The following is a 22483-nucleotide window of genomic DNA, read 5'->3' as shown; positions in this document are numbered from 1 at the left end:
AGAAGACAATGCGTATCATAATCAAAACGGGGCTGATGGTTACAAGTCTCGGATGGATGCTCATGACCTCTCCTGCCATGAGCCAATCTGTCATCGAAGCGCCGCCCATGGATGGCAGTGACACCCAAAGCCGCACGCCCACCACCGGCATGCCCGATCCTTATCTATGGCACGTCACCGGCCTGCCGAAAGGCTCTGATTTGCCGGTGCTGTCTGGTGCCGGGCCCAATTTTCGCATTATCAACACGTTGAATGAAGGCACCCCGGTGGACCGGCAAAACTGCATGGAAAGCCGCGGCGGCTATTGGTGCCGCATTGCCACCTATGATCGTCCGCGCATCAGCGGCTGGGTGGATGGCCGGTTTTTGAAGAAAACCGGCGGCGAACCGGATGATAGCCCCGATGACACCATTGGCGGCGTGCCCGGCGGCCCCTATCTCGATATGCCGATCAGGCCAAAGCGCGACAAATATGGCAATTGGCAGGTTCCAAATGCCTTTGGCTCCGATAAAAACAGCGGCAACGAATAAGCACAAACAACAAGGGCGCGGTTTGCACCACGCCCTTTCATGTGCTCATTCTGCTTTTTACGCAGCCAGCTTCTTGGCCACCAGACCACGCAATGTACCAAGATCCTTGGCAAAAGCGCGAATGCCTTCAGCAAGCTTTTCCGTTGCCATGGCGTCTTCGTTCATCGCCCAGCGGAAGGCCTTTTCATCCAGCGTCACGCGCGGATCAGGCGTCGTCTTGGATGGCGACAGAATACGCGGCAGATCCCCCTTGGCAGCATCCAGCTCGTCCAAAAGCGCGGGGCTGATGGTCAGGCGGTCGCAACCGGCCAGAGCTTCAATCTCGCCAGCGTTGCGGAAAGAGGCTCCCATAACAATGGTCTCAATGCCATTGACCTTGTAATAATTGTAGATCGAGCGCACCGAAACCACGCCCGGATCGGTCTCGGATGTGTAGTTTTCGCCGGTCGATTTTTTATACCAGTCGAGAATACGGCCCACGAAGGGCGAAATCAGAAATGCCTTGGCATCGGCGCAGGCAACGGCCTGAGCCTTGGAAAACAGCAGGGTCAGATTGCAATCAATGCCCTCCTTCTGCAACACTTCGGCGGCGCGAATGCCTTCCCATGTGGAGGCCAGCTTGATCAGGATGCGATCCTTTTCAATGCCACGTTCCTTGTACTGAGCAATGATTGAGCGCGCCTTGGTCAGAGAAGCATGTGTGTCAAAAGAAAGGTCAGCATCCACTTCGGTCGAAACCCGGCCGGGCACCAGTTTGGCCAGCGCCGCACCCACAGAAATCGCCAAACGGTCGGCAACCGCCTCTGTCACGGCCTCCGATGCGCCGCCTTTCGCCTTGCCCCACTTGACCGCTTCGTCAAACGCATCGGCAAACATCTCGGTGCCAAGCGCTTTCAGAACAATCGAGGGGTTGGTGGTGCAATCCACCGGCTTGATGCGCGCCACCGCTTCGATATCGCCGGTGTCGGCAACAACGGTGGTCATGGCGCGAAGTTGTTCAAGTTTCGAAGTCATCCGTTCATTCCTTCAGGTCATTCGCGTGAATGCTGATCGGGCATTTGGTTTCGCAAAACAAACGAAACTGCCTCCTCTTTGTTCCAAATATCCGCAGTTATTAGCGCGAAGTCAAGACATTTGTCTTGTCGATTTGACAAATGTTTCACATGTTGCGATAGTGAACCATCACGAACGAGGATGAAGTGACACCGTGGCCAGACTGCGACGCGATAGCCAAAGCACCCAATCTGAAGCCTCATCGCAGCGGCTTCGCGCCGCTTGGCTTTATTACAATCAGGGCCTGACGCAAAAGGACGTGGCCGAAAAGCTCGGCATCAGCCGCTCCACCGTTATTCGCATGTTGGATGAGGCGTTGAAGCGCTCAGAGGTGCAAATCTGGATTGCCGACGGCATTGATGATTGCGTCGAGCTGGCGGTGAAACTGGAAAAAGCTTACGGGCTGGATGAGGCCGTGGTGGTGCCTACCCCGCGCGATCAGGAAGCTGCCTCCATTGCCCGCGCGGTAGGCCTGGCGCTGGGCCAATTTCTCACCGAAGTGATCACCGACAATGCCACCATCGGCGTCGGCTGGGGCCGAACCATGACGGCATCGCTGGCCGGCTTTCGCCCGCCACGGCGCGAAAACTGCAAGGTGGTTTCCCTGCTGGGCGGCGTTGTTGCTGTGCACCAAACCAACCCGCTGGACTATACGTGGCGGCTGGCAAGCCAGTTGGGAGCCGAATGCTATATGTTTTTGGCACCGCTTCTGGTGGATTCCATTGCCACCAAACGGGCATTGATCGAACAATGCGGGTTGAAAACCATCTATGATCTGGCTGAAAACCTCGATCTCGCCGTAGTCTCCTGCGGCGACATTCGCCCGCAATCCACCTCGCTGTCTGAGGGCTTTATCTCGCGTCAAACGCTGGAAGAGCTGATCGAAGCCGGCTGCGTCTGCGACACCATGTTCAACTTTCTCGACGCCGACGGGCGCACCATCAATCACCCGATCAATGAAACGGTGATGTCCGTCGATCTCGACACACTGAAAAAAGCCAAACACATTGTCATCGCCTCCGGCGGTGCCCACCGCGCCCCCGCCATCCGCGCGACTATTAAGCGCATTGGCTGTAATACGTTGATCACCGACGAAGCAGCGGCGCGGGAGATGCTGGGGTTGGTTGGGTGAGTGGGCATCGCCGCTTTTCGGTCATCACTCTGGGCTACGGCTATTGCCTCGAACTGTCTGCAGGCAATTGCAAACTGACGACGGCTGGACTTGGATCAATCGAACCCAAGAAGCTAACTTATGTAACCCCACTGGACATGTGTCTCACGATTATAAAACTGCAAAGACATACTGATCGCTTCGCCGTTCACTGTGAACCTTTTAATCGCATCGAACATTGCCTCCTTCTTAAAGGGAATGTGAATCGCCTGCGCGGCACCACTATTAATACGTTTTTCAAGAGGAGTTGGCCACCGGCTCGAAAGAGCCGCTGGATCGAGGATCGACTGATATCCCGCATAAGCAACAATCAAAGGCAATTCGTAATGATCGACAGCCATTTCAATTTCCCAAGAAAGTAAGCTCCCTGTCTTGCGGGTATCTTTTGAAATGATAACGACCATATTTTTCGAGCCAGCCAGCCGCTGCCGGATACTAGCTTGAAGCGTGCTTAACTTGCTCGTATCTCGAACAGAACTTGCTTTTTCATGGCTGTTTACAAACTTAAAGTCGATGTGTTCAGCTGCGTTCCAGCCTTGCACCGTCGCGTAATATCTAAAATCCGATTTTGCAGGGTCTGTTTGTCCAAGACCATCGAACGCAAAATAAGTTCCAGTTCTATTTGCCATACCTTATGCCCCTACATAAATCAGTCGAACAGCGCCGAATTGTATTTGTTAGATAAATTACGATTTTTATACGCCGTTTCCGAGCAACTTAATATCAAGTAGATTGATTTTATCGATTTTGTCTTTATGTATTACTATAGATAAATTTGCAGGGTACTTAAATCTCATTTCACTTATTCTGAATGTCCATAGCATTATTTTCAGTAAATCTTCGTCGCTGATGTTTTTGTGCCCCTTGATACGGGTAATCCCTGAACCAAAGATAGGTGTGACGACACTCTTTTGCGCGTATACCTTATTTACTCTATCCCAAAACCGAATAAGAAACTCCAAGTATTCCGGCATAGTTAGGACCGCACGGTTGCTATCATCAAATTTTGACATTGCAGTTAAAAGGTAATCCTTGTGAATAAAGATTGTACCAATTCTGTGCTTCCGCAACTTTCCAGTCAACCGCCTATCGTCAGTGCCAATGATTTCGTCCGGCTCAAAACGAAAGTCGTCGATTTTCCTATCTAAATCCGCGACGGAAATATCAAGATAAGATTTGAGAAATATTCCATTTAGAGAGGCTTCACTAATGATCTGATTATCAACTTGAGTGTCGAAGTACTCGTTAAACGCTATAGCTTTTAGGCCTGGCTCCGTGAATATATCACCAACCTTTATCGTCACGTTAGTACCATCGATATTAATTTCAACGTGGTTAAGCCGGTTCGAACCAATCCAAACCACAATGTATACTCCTAAGAGTACAACCGCAAAGACAATTAGCGACAATATTTTAAAATCATCATGTATATCGACAAAGAGAAGAAGAGTTGAGAGCGCAGCGCTAATAACAGAAGTTATCTGAAGGAAAATCTTGAACACTCGTTTGTCAAGAAATCGAACTTTCATCGTGCCTCATCCCCTAGTAGTGGAGAATCGTGAATACTATCTTCTGATTTCGATGTCACGCCTTAGTTGCATTTTAGCTTACCCATTGCCCATGGACAGAGCGGAGTTCCGTAGATGGGTTTTAGTCATATAAAGTTTGAGTATGAAGCTTAGCGTATAATGCTTTTGCGACTTCGAATTGCTATTATGCAGATGCCCCCAGAAGCTCCGTTCGAACCGGCAAAGTCCGCATCGGGCCTAAAGCATCCAGCCACTAACCACGACCCCATCCACCAATCACCCCACCTTCCCGGCTTCCCAGCCCAACATCGCCCGCTTGCGCGTCAGCCCCCAATGATACCCCGTCAAAGCCCCACTCTTACCCAACGCGCGATGACACGGCACCACAAAGGAAATGGGGTTGCGGCCCACGGCGGCACCCACGGCGCGGCTGGCGGTGGGTTGGCCGATCTTTTGGGCAATATTGGAATAGGTGACGGCTTTGCCCATGGGGATGGTCAGCAGGTTTTGCCACACGCGCACTTGAAAATCTGTGCCAATCAGCACCACCCGCAAGGGCTGCTCCGCCTGCCAGCAGGCGGGATCGAAAATGCGGCGCAGATAGGGAGCGATGGCGGCGTGATCTTCCACAAATTGCGCCATGGGCCAGCGACTTGCCATATCTTGATAACAGGCCTGTTCTTCGCCGAAATCGCAAAAGCCAAGGCCTGCCAGTCCCCGATCTGTGACCATCACCAGCGCCTGCCCAAAGGGTGATGGGTGAAAGCCGTAGCGGATGGTGAGGCCGCAGCCTTTTGCTTTCCATTCGCCCGGCGACATGGCCTCGTGGGTGACAAACAAATCATGCAGCCGCCCCGGACCCGACAGACCAAGCTCGAACGATGCCTCCAGCAGCGGCAGACCTTCCTGACCCAGCAAGCGTTTGGCGTGGTCCAGCGTCACCGCCTGCAAAAAGGCTTTGGGCGAGAGGCCCGCCCAGCGGGTAAATGTTTTTTGCAATTGGGTGGGCGATTGGCCAAGCTTTTCCGCAATGCTCTCCAACGGCGGCTGATCGCGGTAATCCAGCGTCAACATTTCAATCACCCGGCGCACGGTTTCGTAATCGCTGCCCTCAGGCGTAATATCCTGTGCCGTGGTCAGATCAATATGGTTTGCAAGTGTCATGGTTATGCCCTTCTCTTGCAACAGCTTGACCATGGGTTGGATAAAAGCGCCACCCGTTTCTTGCCATACCTTACAGGCGGCGCGTGACCGTTGCCAAAGCGCCGCGAAAGGCTTTGGCAAAGCTTTCCCGATCATCGGGGTTGAGAAAGGAGCCAATATCGGTGGAGCGGCCTTGGCCGTAGACCGACATGGATAGAATCCCGAATTCTTCATGGCGGCGCACAAAGAAGCGCGCCCAGAAGGGATGCCAGTGGAATTCTGTCATTTTGCCAGCCGGGGTGAATTTTCGAACCATCACTTCGCTGCGCGATACCGTGACTTCCTCACGCGCTTTGGCGGCATAGTAATTCATGCGGAACGCGCCATAGAGCAGCAGAAAATCCAGCCCGAAGAAAAAGCCAATCGGCCACGCCCCGGTGGCGAGGAAAAAACCACCGTAGCCGAAGCAAATCAGGCCGGAAAGCATCAGCATGATGCGAAAGCCCTTTCGGCCAAGCGAGCGATAGGGTACGAGTTCGGCAGCGAAAATCGGTTGATCGGCAGTCTCGTTCATCAACGTCCCCTCCCACAAACCTTTTTGTGACGATAGCATGAAATCAAGCAGCCAAAGTTTGAAAAAGTCAATTTCAAAACCCGCCACCAAACGGGCGACCCGCAGCGCCTATAGCAAGGCCGAGCTGGAAGAGATGTTTCGTCGCCTTTCAGTGCAAAGACCGGAGCCGAAGGGCGAGCTGGAGCACGTCAATCCGTTTACGCTGGTGGTAGCCGTGGCGCTTTCGGCACAAGCCACTGATGCAGGCGTCAACAAGGCCACGCGCGCGCTGTTTGCCATTGCCGACACGCCCGAAAAAATGGTGGCGCTGGGCGAAGAGAAAATTCAGCACTACATCAAAACCATTGGCCTTTATCGCAACAAGGCCAAGAATGTGATGTTGCTCAGCCAGAGGCTGATTGATGATTTTGGCAGTGAAGTGCCCAAAACCCGCGAAGAGCTGATGACGCTGCCCGGCGTGGGCCGCAAGACCGCCAATGTGGTAATGTCCATGGCCTTTGGCATTCCCACCATGGCGGTGGACACGCATATTTTGCGCATTGGTAATCGCATCAAGCTTGCACCGGGCAAAACGCCGGATGAGATTGAAGAGATATTGATGCGGATTATCCCGAAGCAGTATCTCTTTCACGCCCACCATTGGCTGATCTTGCTGGGGCGCTACTGTTGCAAGGCACGCAGGCCCGAATGCGAAAACTGCGTGCTTGCTGATCTGTGCAAATCGCCGGAAAAGACCTGCGATGTGCCCGCCCCGCTGGTGGAGTTACCGCCGCAGCTCATCGGCTGAAAACAGCGGATCTTTTTGCGATAGCTTTTTATGGATATGCACCATGAAGCCTGCGGCAAACAAAGGTGTGAGCAGGTTTAATATCGGGATGGCCAGAAAACCGGCAATCACCAACCCGGCAAGAAACACCGTACCTGAATGCTTACGGCGAAAATCCATGGCTTCGCGCCTTGATCTGAAGCGCATGGCGGCGAATTCAAAAAACTCCCGCCCCAGCAGATAGCCATTCACCAAGAAAAACGCGGCAATATTGATGCCCGGCACAAACAAAAGCATCAAGGCAATCAGATTGCCGACAATGACAATACCAAAAAACTGGAGCGATTGCACAAGGGCTTCACCGATTGGCATGGCCGTGCCTGCCGGATCAGAGCGATAATCGCGCCGCTCCACCACCTCGGCCACATCATCCAGAAACAGACCAGCAATAATGGCGGTGACTGGTGCGAGCAAAAGCGCCAGCACCAAGGCCAGCCCAACGCTGGCAAACAGCCCCATCACAAACACCATCCACCCGGCCCAATCGGGCATGGCTGGAAAGAAACTCGCAAACCACGGCCAAAGATAGAAGACAAATGCCTCGCGCAGGGCAAACCACAAGGCGGCCAGCACCACCAGGGTCAGGCCTAACACTTTCCAGAAAACCGACCGCGTTTCTGGCGCAAACAAATTCCGAAAGGACAAGGCCGCAGCATCAAGTATCATCAGGCTCTCCATAAAATCGGACCTGATGTGGGAATGCCCTTGCCCACCGGCAAGGGGAAATCTTCAGGCAAAGGCCGTTCAGGCCACTTTGGTCGCCAGCTCGTCTTGCAATTGCAACAAAAGATTGCGGCAAACGGGATCGTCGCGCTCTACGCCATGCATGAGAATGTCCTGAGCAGCAATCATATCCGCTGGCTCGGCATAAAATGCATAGAACTCGCCCAAAACGGCATAGGCTGCCATTTCGCCAGCTTCCACGGCAATCTCCAGGATCTCGCGTGCGCCTTCCAGATCAATGTGGCCGCCGACGCCCTTCATGCGGAAGCGTCCCAGATTGACCATGGCAATGGTGTGGCCATTGTCTGAGGCCATTTCAAACCACAGTTTGGCCTGCGCATAGTCCGGCTCTGCCTCACCACCGCCGGTGGCTGCCAGCACCGCCATTTGAAACTGGGCTGCGACATCACCCTTCAATGCCGCTTTTTCAAGCCATGTTACGGCTTCAATGCCGTTGACCGGCACATCAATGCCGTTCCGGTAGCGCCGCTCCAGCTCGCGGCATGCCTTTTGATCACCCATGCGCCCCAAGGCTGTAAGCCAGCGCATACCACGGAGGCGATCACGCTCTGGATAGGCCTCGTCCAGATAATAGGCCGCCAATTCTTCAATGGAGGCGCGGTAGCCCTTGGCAGCCGCTGCACTCAACAAGCGCAGCGCCCGCTCCTCATCCACATCCGTGCCAAGGCCTTTGAGAAACTGCAAAGCAAGATAGTGACGGGCCGTATTGTTGCTCGCCGCCGCCGCATATTTAAAATACGGCAGCGCCCGTGCATAATCCACCACGCCCAGATGGCCGCCAGCATACAGCGTGCCCATGCCCAGAAAGGCGCGCACATGCCCAACTTTTACCGCTGGCTCATAGCAGGTCAGAGCGGTCTGGGCATCCACATCACCACCAATGCCTGAGGCCAGCAGATACCCCGCCAGAGCAGAGCCATCAACATTGCCATGATGGTGCGCCAGCAGGGCATAATGGCGGGCCAATTCCGGCTCGCAGAACAATTCCATCGGGGCATTGTGGGATGTCGGATGGCGGCGTTCCGGCGAGATCAAAAACAGTCTGGCGGCCAGCGACATCGAGGGCACATGGCCTGCGTCGGCCGCAAATTGCGCCAGATGGCGGGCCTGCTCAAGATCGCAAATCACCCCGCGGCCCATTTCATACAGCCGCGCCATTTCATAGCAGGCACCGACATGGCCACCCTTTGCAGCGCGTTTCAGCGCGGCTGCCGCCAAGGGCATATGGCCATTGGCCAGCTTTTTCATGCCAAAATGATAGGCTCGCGTGACAGAAAAACCCCGCACAAAATTGAGCAATGACGTCATGATAACCGCATTCCTTCCCTCATCACCGACAATTCTCCTTGCAAAAAGCCAGGCCATTGCGGTCTGGTGCAAGGAGGAGGCCTCGACGTTCCCGGCGCAAACACCAAACCCGATTCATCGTTTCGAAATGTCCTCGTGCCGTTGCCGGTCTGCGGACGGTGCAAAAGCGGAATATGCGGTCGGCGTCATTGCTGCCTCGACACTCTGGCAGGCTCAACGCGCACCAGACGGCCTCTCTATTCTCATGTTTCAGTTTGTCTGCGCGGCAAAAGCGGCTTCCACCGCTCCCTGACAAACTCCAGTATTCAAAAAACACAATGCGTTCTTCATCGCCTAAAAACCAAGGGCGATGCCAAATGGCAGCCAGCGCGCGCACTCGCTCAGCTCCATTTGGAACCACCCTAGGAGCCCAAGCTTTCGCCATGCTGGAGAAAAAATCGTTTTTATCGGGATGCGATTTGGGTTTGCGATTTGAAAGCGCAAAACCCGCCTGTTATCTCAGCCTCAAAAGGAGCTGTGAAGCAGCAACAGCGCCGCTTTGGCAAGCGCGAGTACAACGCCGCCAACGACGACAACAGAGATGACAAAAACAGCGCTGCCCGCAAGGGCATAGATGCCGTCCTTCTCAAGCAAGGCAAATGCAAACAGCGATAGCGCCAAAGCGGGCAACATATTGCCCAAGGGGATGGGCAGTGCCAAGAGGATTGCCAGAATAAAGGCCATCAAGCCCAGGCCATATTCAGCCGGGGGGCGCACCAAACCTTCCCATCGCGGTTTCAAAAAGCGTTCGCCACGCGCCAGCCAGGGTGTGATCCGGGCGATAATCGCTTTGAAATCGCCATGGCTCATGGAGCGATTGGCGATAAATTTCGGCAACCACGGCTGCATTCCCAGCATCAGCTGAAAACACAAAAACACCAGAGGTGCCCCGGTGATGGCCGAGGTGCCGGGTGGCGTGGGCACAATATTGGGCAGGGCAAAAATCAGGATCAACGCGCCAAAAGCGCGATCACCCATGGCTGTAAACAGGTCGGCAACGGAGACCCGTTCACGGGCGTCATCCTTGGCAATGTGATTGAGGATTTCCGAGAGCCGGTTGGCGTGAACGGCATGGGCATGATCTTTATGGCTATGACCTGCGTGCTGTTCACCCGCGCTGCTTTCAGACTCCACCATCACGTCTCCAATCTTTATCGTTGCAGTGCACTGCACCGGCCCTGATATGGAAAGGCCAGCACAAGACTACAATGATGAAGCCAAAACTTTCACAAGTCTGACAAAAGAAAAGCTGGCAGCCTTCATCAGGATGCCAGCTCATAACACGTTGCACTGCAATAGGTTCTTACTCGGAAACCTGCACCAGATGGCCGGCAGAAATTTCGCGATACTCCCGCTTTGGTGGCTCAAAACCCAAGGGCCGCACCGGACTTTTGATCTCATCGCTGGAAATATTGCGGGCAATATGGCGACGCGCCGGATCGGGCACGGGCACCGCTGCCATCAGCTTCTTGGTATAAGGATGCTGCGGATTTTCAAACACGGCCTGACGCGGACCAATTTCAACAATCTCGCCCAGATACATCACCGCCACACGATGGCTGACCCGCTCGACGACGGCCATATCATGGGAGATAAACAGATAGGCGAGATTGAAGCTCTGCTGCAAATCCAACAAAAGATTACACACCTGCGCCTTGATCGACACATCCAGCGCTGAGACGGCTTCATCGGCCACGATAACCTTGGGGTCCAGCATCAAGGTGCGGGCGATGGCCACACGCTGGCGCTGACCACCGGAAAACTCATGCGGATAGCGGCGCATCATATCCGCGCTCAAGCCAACTCGATCCAGCAGATCGGCTGCTTTTTCGCGGGCCTGCTGCTTGGTGCCGAGGTTATGTTCGAGGTAAGGCTCCATCACGGCAGCGCCCACCGACATGCGCGGGTCAAGGCTGGCAAACGGGTCTTGAAACACCATCTGAATCGTGCGGCGCATTCTGCGCAAATCACCATTATCCAACCCCATGACATTGTAGCCATCCAGCGCGATGCTGCCGCTGGTGGGCTGCACAAGGCGGGTAATCGAGCGGCCCGTGGTGGATTTTCCGCAACCGGATTCGCCAACCAGCGACAATGTTTCGCCGGGGCGCAAATCGAAGCTGACATTTTCCACCGCATGAACGGCACCGGCTTTACGGCCAAGAATGCCTGCGCGAATGTCAAACCGGGTGGTGAGGTTCTTGACCTCCAGAATAGGACGGCTGGAGCCGACCGTATCGGTCACTTCCTCTTCTTCCGTGATGGTATCTCCGGTCTTGATGTCAATCACCGGAAAACGCAGCGGGCAATCATGTCCCTTCATGGAGCCAAGCTTGGGCACAGCCGACAAAAGTGCGCGGGTATAAGGGTGCTTGCCACGGTTGAAAATATCATCCGTGGTGCCGCTTTCCACCATCTCGCCACGCAGCATCACCAATGTGCGATCAGCAATCTCGGCCACAACACCCATGTCATGGGTGATGAACAGAACCGACATGCCCTCTTCATCCTGCAACATCTTGATCAGATCAAGAATCTGGCCCTGAATAGTCACATCCAGCGCTGTGGTCGGCTCATCGGCAATCAGCAATTTCGGCTTGGCGGCCAGCGCCATGGCAATCATCACACGCTGGCGCATACCGCCGGAAAACTGGTGCGGAAATTCGTCAAACCGGCCCTTGGCATTGGGGATGCGAACTTTATCCAGCAGGCGCAAAACCTCGGCCTTTGCCTCGGCTTTTGAAACATTCTGATGGCAGAGAATGGCTTCAGAGATCTGCTTTCCAATCGGAAAGATCGGATTGAGGCTGGTCATTGGCTCTTGAAAAATCATCGCCACTTCATTGCCGCGCACCTGCCGCATCTGCTCAGGCTCCAGCGTCAGCAGCTCACGGCCGTTGAGCTTGATGCTGCCTTCAATGCGGCTGAAGTTTTTCTGCAACAATTGCATGATGGACAGCGATGTCACACTCTTGCCCGAGCCAGACTCGCCCACAATAGCCACCGTTTCGCGCGGCGCGACATCAAAACTCATGTCCCGGACAACAGATTTCCAGCTATCGCCGATGCGAAAAGATGTTGTCAGATTGCGAACCGAAAGAACGGGTGCCGTCCCCTGCATTGTGTCTTCAGCCATCGGCTGGTGTTCCCCTTTATTGAGACGCTCCGGTCAACCACATGGCATGTCCCGGAGCGTTATAGTGTGGCAGCCGGATGCTCCTGCTGCAAGATTGTTTTAACCCCTCAGGCCGCAAGGCCGGTTTCGGCCCCTAGGCCGCAAGGCCGGTTTCAGCCAATGTCACCCAATAGCTGATACCATAGGGAATGACCTCATCATTAAAATCATAGGCCGGATGATGCAGCCCCGCCGTATCGCCAACGCCCAGGAACATGAAAGCGCCGGGACGGCTTTCCAACATGTAGGAAAAGTCTTCCGCACCCATTTTCGGTGCTGCATTGGTTTCAACGCGATTTTCGCCCGAAATTTTCCTGGCAATATTGATGGCAAAATCCGTCTCATTGTCATGATTGAAGGTCACCGGATAGCCGCGGTGGTAAGACACTTCAGCCACAGCTCCATGGGCGCTTGCCGTTGCGGTTGCCACTTCGCTCAGGCGCTTTTCAGCAAAATCGCGAATTTCGGGCAGCAGCGTGCGCACGGTGCCGGTCAATGTCACATCCATTGGAATGACATTGTAAGCATCACCGCCATGGGTGGTTGTCACCGAGATCACCAGCGATTCCAGTGGATCGGTGCCGCGCGACACAATAGATTGCAGCGCCAGAATCACATGCGCCGACACCAGAACCGGATCGACCGACAAATGCGGAGCCGCCGCATGGCTGCCCTTGCCCTTGATGACAATCTCGAACGTATCGGAGGCCGCCATGGTCGAGCCCTTGCGGGTGGAGAAATTGCCCAGCGGAATACCCGGCGAATTGTGCATGCCATAGACTTGCGAAATGCCGAATTTGTCCATCATGCCGTCTTGCACCATGGCAAGGCCGCCGCCACCGCCTTCTTCCGCTGGCTGAAAAATCACCGCAACAGATCCGGCAAAATTGCGGGTCTCAGCCAGATATTTGGCAGCGCCCAACAGCATGGCCGTATGGCCATCATGGCCGCAAGCATGCATTTTGCCCGGCACTTTCGATGCCCATTCAGCGCCGGTGATCTCATTGATCGGCAGCGCATCCATATCGGCGCGCATACCAATGGTTTTGCCCTCACCGCGATTGCCTTTGATGATACCGACAACGCCAGTGCGGCCAATGCCGGTTTCGACGATGTCGCAGCCGAATTCCTTCAGCTTTTCCGTCACAAATGCTGCGGTGTTATGCACATCGTAGAGAAGCTCAGGATTCTGGTGCAAATGCCGACGCCAACCGGTCACTTCGTCCTGCAATTCGCTGGCGCGGTTCAAAATGGGCATGAATAACCTCTTTTTATGCTGTTCCCATCGATATTCGGTGGCATACTGTTCATCAACGATTGAGTTTTGCAAGCTCGAAATTCATCAATTGACCAAAAAATAGCCTTGAACACATGGGGTTTAATTTTTAAGCATTGGCATCCATGACGAGACAACCTGTCCTCACAACGGGTTGATTGAGCTGCACATTTTGACACGCGCAATAGCAGTATTTCCGTAAAATCAGGACCACCACCCGGTCCAGGGCAAACAACAACAGGGCAAGACCACACCGATGAAACACCTGAAAGCCATTGCGGCAGCCTCCACCACAGCGCTCATTCTTGCCGCAACGCCCACCATGGCTGCTCGCGGCACCGATGGCAATGTGAAAATCCTGTTCTGGCAGGCCGTGTCCAACCTCAACCCTTATCTTTCTGGCGGCAGCAAGGAAGTCTATGCGGCATCCATGGTGATCGAGCCTTTGGCGGGCTTTGATGAAAATGGCAACCTGATACCGCGGCTCGTGACCGACATCCCCACCATCGACAATGGCGGCATTTCCAAAGACATGACCACCATCACATGGAAGCTGAAACCGGACGTCACATGGTCGGATGGCAGCCCGGTAACGGCCGATGATGTGATTTTCACCTGGCAATATTGCATGGCACCCGGCGGTGGCTGTGCACAGCGCGCCAAGTTTGATGGCATTTCCACCATCACCGCGCCCGATCCACACACGGTTAAAATCACCTTTACAACGCCGCGTCCTTATCCTTACACGGCCTTTGTCGGTGCCCTCGCCCCGGTTTTGCAGCACGCGCAATTTAAGGATTGCCTTGGAGCCTTGGCGGCGCAATGCACGGCAGCCAATTTTGGCCCGATTGGCACAGGGCCGTTCGTCGTGACCGATTTCAAGGCCAACGATGTCATCAATTTCAAGGCAAATCCCCATTATCGTGATGCATCCAAGCCGGCCTTTGCCACGGTCACTCTCAAGGGCGGCGGCGATGCGCTGTCGGCTGCAAGGGCCGTGCTGGAAACCGGCGAATATGACTTTGCCTGGAACACGGTGATTGAGCCGGAAGTTGTGGAGGCCATGACCCAAAAAGGCAAAGGCACCCTGACCTCCGCCTTCAGCTCGACCGTTGAGCGCATTCTGCTCAATCCTTATGCGGTCGACGCATCACTGGGCGACAAGCGCTCCACCAAGGAGGCGGGGCCTCATCCCTCCCTCTCCGATCCCAATGTTCGGCGCGCGCTGGCGCTGGCTATTGATCGCGATGTGATTGTTGAAGCTGGCTACGGCAAGGCGGGCACGCCCACCTGCAACATTATTCCAGCGCCCGAAATCTATGCCTCGACCGCAAAGACATGGTGCGAGAAACAGGACATTCCCAAAGCCAATGCCTTGTTGGATGAAGCTGGCTGGAAGCGCGGCGCAGATGGTATTCGCGCTAAAAACGGGGTAAAACTCTCGCTGCTGTTCCAAACCTCAACCAATTCCGTGCGCCAGACCACCCAATTGCTGGTCAAGGACATGTGGCAGCAAATCGGTGCCGAGGTGGAACTGCGCAATGTGAGCGCCTCGGTATTTTTCGGCGGCGATGTGGCAAGCCCTGACACCTATCAGAAATTTTACGCAGACGCCGAAATGTACGCCAGCGGCTTTGAAAGCACCGATCCTGAAAAATTCATGACCGACTTCAGATGCGACAAAATCCCAACCCCGCAAAACAACTGGCAGGGTCAAAACCCGGCGCGCTATTGCAACCCGGACTATGACGCTTTGGTGGACAAACTGCGCACCACCGCCGGCATTGATAACCGGGCCGCCATCATCCGCACGCTCAATGACATGATTGTCAATGACGGACTGGTGATCCCGCTGGTTAATCGCGGCGAACCTTCGGCTATTTCCAACACGTTGAAAGATGCCAAACTCAACCCATGGGATTCACAGTTGTGGAATGTTGCAGACTGGAGCAGAGCCAAGTAACATCTGCCGTCATGCTAAAACAGGTCGCAGCAAAGAGTGTGCTGCGACCCTCAAACAAAAGAAGAAATAAATCATTATTTTTTCATTCAAAAACAATGATTTATCAGTATACGACAGAGCACTGACACCCAGGAGAAAGCCGCGTGCAAATGCGCAGAGCGCAGAGCGGCGACAAACATTAACCACTCAAAAAATTTTCTTCTTGAACAAAAAATAACCTTGTGCTTTGTTAGCGTAAAATTTGGGCAATCCAATAAATATCAACGGAAATGTCACGCACGGAGCGCCCGGGGGAGCGCGAGAGAGCATCACACACAATTGAATTTTGCGCCGATCCGGCACAAGACACGACAGGGCACAACAGGGCGGCCATGGCGAAGCAGCAAAGCTGCAAACCCCGCCCTTCAGCAGTTATACAAAACAAGGGGATACCATAATATGCGTAACGTAAGGCTCATTTTGGCGGCGTCTGTCGCGTCACTCGTGTTGACGAGCGCGCCTGCCATGGCCCAGCGCGGCAGCGATGGCGAATTGAAAATGCTGTTCTGGCAGGCGGTTTCGACGCTTAATCCTTATCTTTCTGGCGGCACCAAAGAAGTCTACAGCTCATCCATGGTGATCGAGCCTCTGGCTGGCTTTGACGAAAAGGGAAATATCATTCCCAAGCTGGTTGACACTATTCCAACCGTTGAAAACGGTGGCGTGTCTGCTGACCTCACGACCATCACATGGAAGCTCTCAAAGGGCATCAAGTGGTCTGACGGCACACCGGTAACCCCGGAAGACGTGATCTTCACCTGGCAGTATTGCAAAGCCCCCGGCGGCGGTTGCGCCCAGGCATCAAAATTTGAAGGCGTGAAAAACGTAGAAGCTGTGGATGCAGACACCATCAAGGTAACCTTTGATGCGCCGAAGCCTTACCCATACACAGCCTTCGTTGGCTCGCAGTCTCCGATCATTCAAAAAGCCCAGTTCAAGGATTGCCTTGGCCCCAAGGCACCTGAGTGCACGGCCGCCAACTTTGGCCCGATCGGCACAGGCCCGTTCAAGGTCAAGCAATTCAAGCCAAACGACGTTGTCACCTTCGTTGCCAATGAGAACTACCGTGATGCAGCAAAGCCAGCCTTTGCGTCTGTCACGTTGAAGGGCGGCGGCGATGCGCTATCTGCAGCCCGTGCGGTTCTTGAAACCGGCGAATATGACTACGCCTGGAATATGCAGGTTGAACCTGAAGTGCTTGCCACCATGGAAGCAGCCGGCAAGGGCAAGATCATCACCGCCTTTGGTAGTCAGGTTGAACGTATCGACCTCAACCACTATGCCGTAGACCCATCGCTGGGCGACAAGCGCTCCACCAAGGAAGCTGGCCCGCATCCAGCCCTGTCTGATCCAGCCGTGCGCAAGGCGCTGTCCATGGCAATCGACCGCGATGTGATTGTTGAAGCTGGCTATGGCCTCGCAGGCAAGCCGACATGCAATATCATTCCCGGTCCGGACGCCTATGTTTCGACCAAGAATGACAGCTGGTGCCTGAAGCAGGACATCGAGGGTGCCAACAAGCTCCTCGACGAAGCAGGCTGGAAAAAGGGCTCTGACGGCATTCGCGCCAAGAATGGCGTCAAGCTGAACTTCCTTTACCAGACATCGACCAACTCTGTTCGTCAGGGCACACAGGCTCTGGTGAAGGATATGTGGTCGCAGATTGGTGTGAGCGTTGAGCTGCGCAACATTGCAGCCTCGGTGTTCTTCGGTGGCGATCCAGCCAGCCCGGACACATTCCAGAAGTTCTATGCTGACGTGCAGATGTACACCAACAACTTCGACGGCACCGATCCGGAAGCCTATCTGGCTGGCTGGCGTTGCGACAAGATCCCAACACCGCAGAATGGCTGGCAAGGTGAAAACATGCCACGTTTCTGCAATGCGGATTACGACAAGCTGTCTCAGAAGCTGTCTGCAACCTCGAAGCTTGAAGACCGCATCGCCATCGTGAAGCAGTTGAACGACATTCTGACAGACGAAGGTGTTCAAATCCCGATCGTCTATCGTGGTCAGCCTTCGGCTTTCGCCAGCACCCTTCAGGGCATCAAAATGACCGGCTGGGACAGCGAACTTTGGAACGTCGCTGACTGGTCGCGCAAGAAATAAGTGGCGGATCTGGCCCTGCAGTGTTGCAGGGCCAGTCTTTTTCTTGCATGGACATCAAGAGGGCCGCACGCCATCGTGAATGCCTTCAAGATTGCTCCAATCATGCGGTCCGATAGATTTGCTTGACGCATTCGCCCTGCCGAAAACCGCTTAACATTTTTCGGTCTGATACAGATTTGCTTGGCGCATTCGTTCAGCCGCAAACCGCTTAACACTTTTCGGTCCGATATAGATTTGCTTGGCGCATCGGATAGACCGAAAACCGCTTAACACTTTTCGGTCCGATGCTTGGGACGCGACCGGAGACAGGAAAAAAATGTTTACCTACACACTTCGGCGATTGATGTTTGCAGTCCCGACCCTGCTGGTCATCAGCTTCATCATTTTCGCCCTTTTGGCGATGGCACCCAACAATCCCCTTGGCGAACTTCCCTTGACCATTTCCCCGGAAGTGCGTGAGCAGATGAAGGCAGCACTTGGCCTTGATCAGCCCATGTACATTCAGTTTGTTAAATGGCTCAATCAGTTCTTCATCAATGAGCCTTTGAACATTCTGCAACAGATGACCGGCTGGACCATCGGCGATGGCAATCGCCTGCGCGTGTTGTCTTGGACCACCCGCAGTCCTGTTGTTGACCTGATCGTGCAGCGCATGCCGCAAACGCTCTGGGTTGTCGGGCTTTCCTATCTGTTTGGCGTCATGCTGGCCATTCCGCTGGGTGTGATCTCGGCCTACAAGCAATATTCCTTCTTTGACCAGATCGGCACCTTCATCTCGATGGTCGGCTATTCGGTGCCCACCTTCTTCACCGGGGTGTTGCTGATTGTGGTGTTCAGTTCCACGCTGCACTGGTTTCCCTCTGTTTATGACACCAGTTTGCGCGTGACAGACTGGAATTCTTTTGTGTTGCAAATCAAGCAGATGTTCCTGCCTGTCTTGGTGCTGACACTCTATAACACCTCTCAAATCAGCAGGTTTGTACGCGCCTCGATGCTGGATAACCTGCATCAGGACTATGTGCGCACGGCCCGTGCCAAGGGCGTGAAAGAAAAGACCGTGCTTTTGGTGCATGTGCTGCGCAACAGCATGATTCCGGTGATCACCGTGATTGCGCTGGGCGTTCCCACCATTTTCTCCGGTGCCATCATCACCGAGCAGATTTTCCGCGTGAACGGCCTCGGCCAATTGCTGATTACCGCCATTCAGAGCGGTGACCTGCCGCTGGTGCAAACGCTGACCTTTATCTTTGCCGTGTTGATCGTGCTGTTCAATCTTATTGCCGACGTGCTGTACGGCATTCTCGATCCGAGGATCCGCTATGACTGATGTAACCACACTCGAAACCGCCGCCCCTGTTGCCCGCTCGCAGTCTTTTGCTGCACAGCTCTGGGGTCAGTTCCGGCGGCACACCGGCGGTGTTATCGGCCTGATTGTGTTTGTTTTCATCGTCGCTGCGGTCTATCTCGGCCCGCTGATCCATACGGTTGATCCGAACAAGCTGAATATCCGCGACAAGAACCAGGGACCGTCCTGGGTTCACCCCTTTGGCACCGACAATCTCGGCCATGACCTGTTTGCCCAAGTGCTTGCTGGCGGGCAGATTTCGCTGGCCGTTGGCATCACCGCCATGTTGATCGCGCTGGTTGTTGGCACAGTGGTTGGCATGCTGGCAGGCTATTTCAAGGGCATTGATGGCATCTTGATGCGCATTACCGATCTGTTTCTGGCGCTGCCCATTCTGCCCTTGCTTTTGGTCATCACCATGCTGTTTCGCGATACGCTGCGCTCGGCCTTTGGTCCCAACACCGGTATTTTCCTGCTGATCGTGGTGGTGATTGGCATCACCAGCTGGATGCACACAGCCCGCATTGTACGCGGCGATGTGTTGACCATCAAAAGTCAGGAATTTGTGCTGGCCGCCAAATCCAGCGGCATGCGCGAATACCGCATCTTGCTCAAACATATCCTGCCAAACGTGCTCAGCTCCGTTATGGTGTCGGCCACATTGGGTATTGCCTCGGCGATCATCACCGAGTCTGCGCTCAGCTTCTTGGGTCTTGGCTTTCCATCAGACTTTCCCACCTGGGGCCGCCTGCTCTATGATGGCGTGAACTTCTTGCAGATCACCCCTGCTCGCGCCATCTGGCCGGGGCTTGCCATTTCGCTGACCGTGCTCAGCGTCAATTATATTGGCGATGGCATTCGCGATGCACTCGATCCGCGCTCTTTGAAGCGGTAGAGTACAGCTCAAAGCGCCCTTCGGGGCGCTTTTTTTTGACCGACACGGGAGTGACACCATGAGACCCGGCCCGCTTAATCTGCTGACAGACATTGCCGGTCTGTCTGTTGGTAACGCAACAGACCTTGTCCTTGGATCAGGCGTCACTGTCATTGTCTTTGATCAGCCCACGACTGCCTCCGGGACGGTGCTGGGTGGCGCACCCGGCGGGCGTGACACCGCTTTGCTGGACCCCGCCATGAGCGTTACCCAGGTCGATGGACTGGTGCTATCGGGCGGCTCTGCCTTCGGACTGGATGCGGCAGGCGGCGTGCAAGCGGGTTTGAGAGCACTTGGCCGCGGTTATCCCGTTGGCCCGACTTTTGTTCCTATCGTGCCGCAAGCAATTTTGATGGACCTTCTCAATGGCGGCAACAAGGATTGGGGCCTGCACTCTCCCTACCGCGACATGGGCTATGAAGCCTTCAGCGCTGCCCAAAAAGGTTCCTTCAAACTCGGCACGATCGGTGCTGGCACTGGGGCCACGACTGCAACCTTCAAAGGCGGGCTCGGCTCGGCAAGTGCTGTAAGCGCCTCTGGCCATACGGTTGCAGCCCTTGTTGCAGTCAATGCCATGGGCACGGCAACGGTTGGCAGATCAAAGCATTTCTGGGCAGCACCCTTTGAGCAAAATGGCGAGTTTGGCAATTTTGGTCTGCCCAGCCAATTCAGCAGTGATGACGTGGCATTGCGCGCCAAAGGGCTTGATCCGACCGCCACCACCATTGGCGCGGTTGTCACCAATGCTGATTTAAGCAAGGCGCAGGCCCATCGCCTTTCCATCATGGCGCAAGATGGTTTGGCACGGGCTGTCCTGCCAGCCCATCTGCCCGCAGATGGCGATACGATTTTTGCAGCATCCACCGGAGAGATGCCACTCACAAAGCCATCCGACTTTATGGAGCTTTGCCATCTGGCAACACTGGTCACGGCCCGCGCCATTGCACGCGGCGTCTATGAGGCCACCGCCCTCCCTTGTGAAAATGCACAGCCAGCATGGCGAGATCAGTTCATCTGACATAGAACAGTCATCACAGAGCGCTAAAGCCTAAGCACGATTTGGCAAAGCTTTGAGTCGCAGAAACAAAAGATGGAGACGATGGACATGGACATGCGTGCACACATAGAAAAACGCCTGATCCTCACCAATGCCCGTCTGGTGCTGGCCGACAAAATCATCAACGGCACAGTGGAAATTGAAGACGGACACATCGTTTCCATCGGCCCCGTTACGCGGGCCAGCGACGCGATTGATCTGGGTGATGATCTGCTGTTGCCCGGCCTTGTGGACATTCACACCGACCATTTTGAAAAGCACGTCTACCCGCGCACCTCTGTGCGCTGGAATTTCACGCAGGCCGCTCTGGCCCATGATGCGCAGATCATTGGTGCTGGCATCACCACCGTGTTTGACAGCCTGTGCGTGGGTGCAGCCCATGACGACAGTGAGCGGGCGGAAATTCTGGCCCCGATGATCGAGGCGCTGGAAAAATGCCAGACGGCGGGCATGTTTCGGGCTGAACACCTCATTCATCTGCGCTGCGAGGTGATTGATCCCCTCACCCCAGCCTTGATGGAAGCCAATATCAGCCATGATCTGGTGCGGGTGATCTCGGTGATGGAGCATCTGCCCGGCATCCGCCAAACCCGTAATCTGGATGATTACATCATCAAACTGCAAAAGGCCTGGGGGCAAAGTGAAGCCCTGGTTCGCGCCCATCTGGCCGATCTGATTGAGCGCAAGAAGGCCATTGGTGCAGATGTGCGACCACAGGTGGTGGAGATTGCCAAGCGCCACAACAAACCGATGCTCAGCCACGACGATACCGACATTGAGCATGTGGATCTGGCCGCCGATGAAGGCGTCAGCATTTCAGAATTTCCCTGCACACTGGAAGCCGCCCGCGAAGCGCAACGGCGCGGCATGCAAATTGTCGGCGGTGCACCCAATATTGTGCGCGGCGGCTCACAATCGGGCAATATCGCGGTGCGGGATCTGATGCTGGAAGGGCTGTGCGATATTCTCGCATCCGATTATGTGCCACGCGCCCTGCTTGACGCGCCTTTCATGATCGCCACTGATCATGATCTTCGCTATGATCTGCCTGCCGCTGTACGCATGGTGAGCAAAACACCGGCCGAAGCCGCAGGGTTGATGGATCGCGGCGAAATTGCAGAAGGTAAACGCGCTGATTTGCTGCATGTTGGCAACCAGCATGACCACCCCTTCATCAAGCAAATCTGGCGTGAAGGACGGCGGGTGGCATGAGCCAAACCATGATATCAATCCAGTTGGCGAGCCACGAACACGGCGATGCCATTGCTAATATCTTCACCCAATCTCGAAAACTGCTCACATTTCTGCCAGAACTCCACACCGCAGCGGAAGACAAGGCATTTATTAAAAATAGTGTTTTACTTGAGAAAACGGTCCATGTTGCCATCATCGACAATGAAATTGTTGGTTTCATTGCCTGGGGTGATGGCTGGATCGATCATCTCTATGTCGCTCCTGCCTTCACCGACCGACAGATCGGCAGCCGGCTGCTTCAACAAGCGCTAGAAGATACGGCATCTTTGCGCCTCTGGACATTTCAGAAAAATCACGGTGCGCAGCGCTTCTACGAACGGTTTGGCTTCACCGTCGAAACGCAGACAGATGGTGCGGACAATGAAGAGAAAGAGCCAGACATGCTATATATCTGGAACCGTCCGTCTGATTAAG

At 54.6% G+C, this 22483-nt stretch carries 20 protein-coding genes; 10 read left to right on the top strand and 10 right to left on the bottom strand.

Going from position 1 to position 22483, the window contains the following annotated elements:
- Window positions 1-8: 8 nt before the first annotated feature.
- Entirely contained in the window at window positions 9-530 is a 522-nt protein-coding gene (locus tag BJF95_RS23995) for an SH3 domain-containing protein (RefSeq protein ID WP_075637833.1), read from the top strand.
- 57 nt (window positions 531-587) lie between these two features.
- Here the strand turns inward: BJF95_RS23995 and tal are convergent, their stop codons facing one another.
- Window positions 588-1544: a transaldolase gene (gene tal / locus BJF95_RS02335; RefSeq protein ID WP_075637832.1), complete on the bottom strand. Its 957-nt coding sequence runs from the start codon at window positions 1542-1544 to the stop codon at window positions 588-590.
- A gap of 193 nt (window positions 1545-1737) precedes the next feature.
- On the opposite strand from tal, the gene BJF95_RS02330 reads away from it, so the two are divergent.
- Window positions 1738-2715 carry a sugar-binding transcriptional regulator gene (locus BJF95_RS02330; RefSeq protein ID WP_075637831.1) on the top strand — a complete coding sequence of 326 codons (978 nt, stop codon included), beginning with the start codon at window positions 1738-1740 and terminating at the stop codon, window positions 2713-2715.
- A 113-nt stretch (window positions 2716-2828) separates the two neighbouring features.
- Here BJF95_RS02330 and BJF95_RS02325 read toward each other — a convergent pair whose 3' ends face one another.
- The 4 genes from BJF95_RS02325 to BJF95_RS02310 form a co-directional block, all read right to left on the bottom strand.
- Complete coding sequence (locus BJF95_RS02325; protein WP_075637830.1) at window positions 2829-3383, bottom strand: TIR domain-containing protein; 555 nt, start codon at window positions 3381-3383, stop codon at window positions 2829-2831.
- Window positions 3384-3449: 66 nt separating this feature from the next.
- The gene (locus tag BJF95_RS02320; protein WP_075637829.1) at window positions 3450-4283 is read right to left on the bottom strand and encodes a macro domain-containing protein; all 834 of its coding nucleotides are present in this window, start codon (window positions 4281-4283) and stop codon (window positions 3450-3452) included.
- 276 nt (window positions 4284-4559) lie between these two features.
- The gene (locus BJF95_RS02315; protein ID WP_075637934.1) at window positions 4560-5447 is read right to left on the bottom strand and encodes a methylated-DNA--[protein]-cysteine S-methyltransferase; all 888 of its coding nucleotides are present in this window, start codon (window positions 5445-5447) and stop codon (window positions 4560-4562) included.
- 70 nt (window positions 5448-5517) lie between these two features.
- Window positions 5518-6000 (bottom strand): DUF2244 domain-containing protein, encoded by a 483-nt coding sequence (locus BJF95_RS02310; protein WP_075637828.1) that lies wholly within the window; start codon window positions 5998-6000, stop codon window positions 5518-5520.
- A gap of 37 nt (window positions 6001-6037) precedes the next feature.
- Between BJF95_RS02310 and nth the strand changes: the two genes are divergently transcribed.
- A complete protein-coding gene (nth, locus tag BJF95_RS02305) occupies window positions 6038-6787 on the top strand; it encodes an endonuclease III (RefSeq protein ID WP_075637827.1) in 750 nt (249 codons plus the stop codon).
- Here nth and BJF95_RS02300 read toward each other — a convergent pair.
- From BJF95_RS02300 to BJF95_RS02275, 5 genes are all read right to left on the bottom strand, one after another.
- A complete protein-coding gene (locus BJF95_RS02300) occupies window positions 6764-7492 on the bottom strand; it encodes a sulfate transporter family protein (RefSeq protein WP_075637826.1) in 729 nt (242 codons plus the stop codon). The two genes, nth and BJF95_RS02300, sit on opposite strands and share 24 nt — an antisense overlap.
- Window positions 7493-7570: 78 nt before the next feature.
- The gene (locus BJF95_RS02295) at window positions 7571-8878 is read right to left on the bottom strand and encodes an SEL1-like repeat protein (RefSeq protein WP_075637825.1); all 1308 of its coding nucleotides are present in this window, start codon (window positions 8876-8878) and stop codon (window positions 7571-7573) included.
- Between the two features lie 504 nt (window positions 8879-9382).
- Complete coding sequence (locus BJF95_RS02285; RefSeq protein ID WP_083638659.1) at window positions 9383-10054, bottom strand: exopolysaccharide biosynthesis protein; 672 nt, start codon at window positions 10052-10054, stop codon at window positions 9383-9385.
- Between the two features lie 166 nt (window positions 10055-10220).
- Entirely contained in the window at window positions 10221-12053 is a 1833-nt protein-coding gene (locus BJF95_RS02280; protein ID WP_075637823.1) for an ABC transporter ATP-binding protein, read from the bottom strand.
- Between the two features lie 133 nt (window positions 12054-12186).
- Complete coding sequence (locus BJF95_RS02275; protein ID WP_075637822.1) at window positions 12187-13350, bottom strand: M20 aminoacylase family protein; 1164 nt, start codon at window positions 13348-13350, stop codon at window positions 12187-12189.
- A 274-nt stretch (window positions 13351-13624) separates the two neighbouring features.
- Between BJF95_RS02275 and BJF95_RS02270 the strand changes: the two genes are divergently transcribed.
- The 7 genes from BJF95_RS02270 (at window position 13625) to BJF95_RS02240 (ending at window position 22482) form a co-directional block, all read left to right on the top strand.
- Window positions 13625-15331, top strand: a complete 1707-nt coding sequence (locus BJF95_RS02270) for a peptide ABC transporter substrate-binding protein (RefSeq protein WP_075637821.1) — start codon at window positions 13625-13627, stop codon at window positions 15329-15331.
- A 438-nt stretch (window positions 15332-15769) separates the two neighbouring features.
- A complete protein-coding gene (locus BJF95_RS02265; protein WP_075637820.1) occupies window positions 15770-17479 on the top strand; it encodes a peptide ABC transporter substrate-binding protein in 1710 nt (569 codons plus the stop codon).
- A gap of 316 nt (window positions 17480-17795) precedes the next feature.
- Window positions 17796-18806 carry an ABC transporter permease gene (locus BJF95_RS02260; protein WP_075637819.1) on the top strand — a complete coding sequence of 337 codons (1011 nt, stop codon included), beginning with the start codon at window positions 17796-17798 and terminating at the stop codon, window positions 18804-18806.
- Window positions 18799-19719 (top strand): ABC transporter permease, encoded by a 921-nt coding sequence (locus BJF95_RS02255; RefSeq protein WP_075637818.1) that lies wholly within the window; start codon window positions 18799-18801, stop codon window positions 19717-19719. Before BJF95_RS02260 ends, BJF95_RS02255 begins: the two co-directional genes overlap by 8 nt.
- A gap of 58 nt (window positions 19720-19777) precedes the next feature.
- A complete protein-coding gene (locus BJF95_RS02250) occupies window positions 19778-20776 on the top strand; it encodes a P1 family peptidase (protein ID WP_075637817.1) in 999 nt (332 codons plus the stop codon).
- A 93-nt stretch (window positions 20777-20869) separates the two neighbouring features.
- Complete coding sequence (locus BJF95_RS02245; protein WP_245297219.1) at window positions 20870-22027, top strand: alpha-D-ribose 1-methylphosphonate 5-triphosphate diphosphatase; 1158 nt, start codon at window positions 20870-20872, stop codon at window positions 22025-22027.
- The gene (locus tag BJF95_RS02240; RefSeq protein WP_075637816.1) at window positions 22024-22482 is read left to right on the top strand and encodes a GNAT family N-acetyltransferase; all 459 of its coding nucleotides are present in this window, start codon (window positions 22024-22026) and stop codon (window positions 22480-22482) included. The genes BJF95_RS02245 and BJF95_RS02240 overlap by 4 nt, the downstream gene beginning before the upstream one ends.
- Window position 22483 lies beyond the last annotated feature (1 nt).

The organism is Rhizobium oryziradicis (assembly GCF_001939045.1).
GTDB classification, from domain to species: domain Bacteria; phylum Pseudomonadota; class Alphaproteobacteria; order Rhizobiales; family Rhizobiaceae; genus Allorhizobium; species Allorhizobium oryziradicis.
The sequence above is the reverse complement of the archived record's forward strand: the minus strand, read 5'-3'. Positions and strand labels throughout refer to the sequence as shown.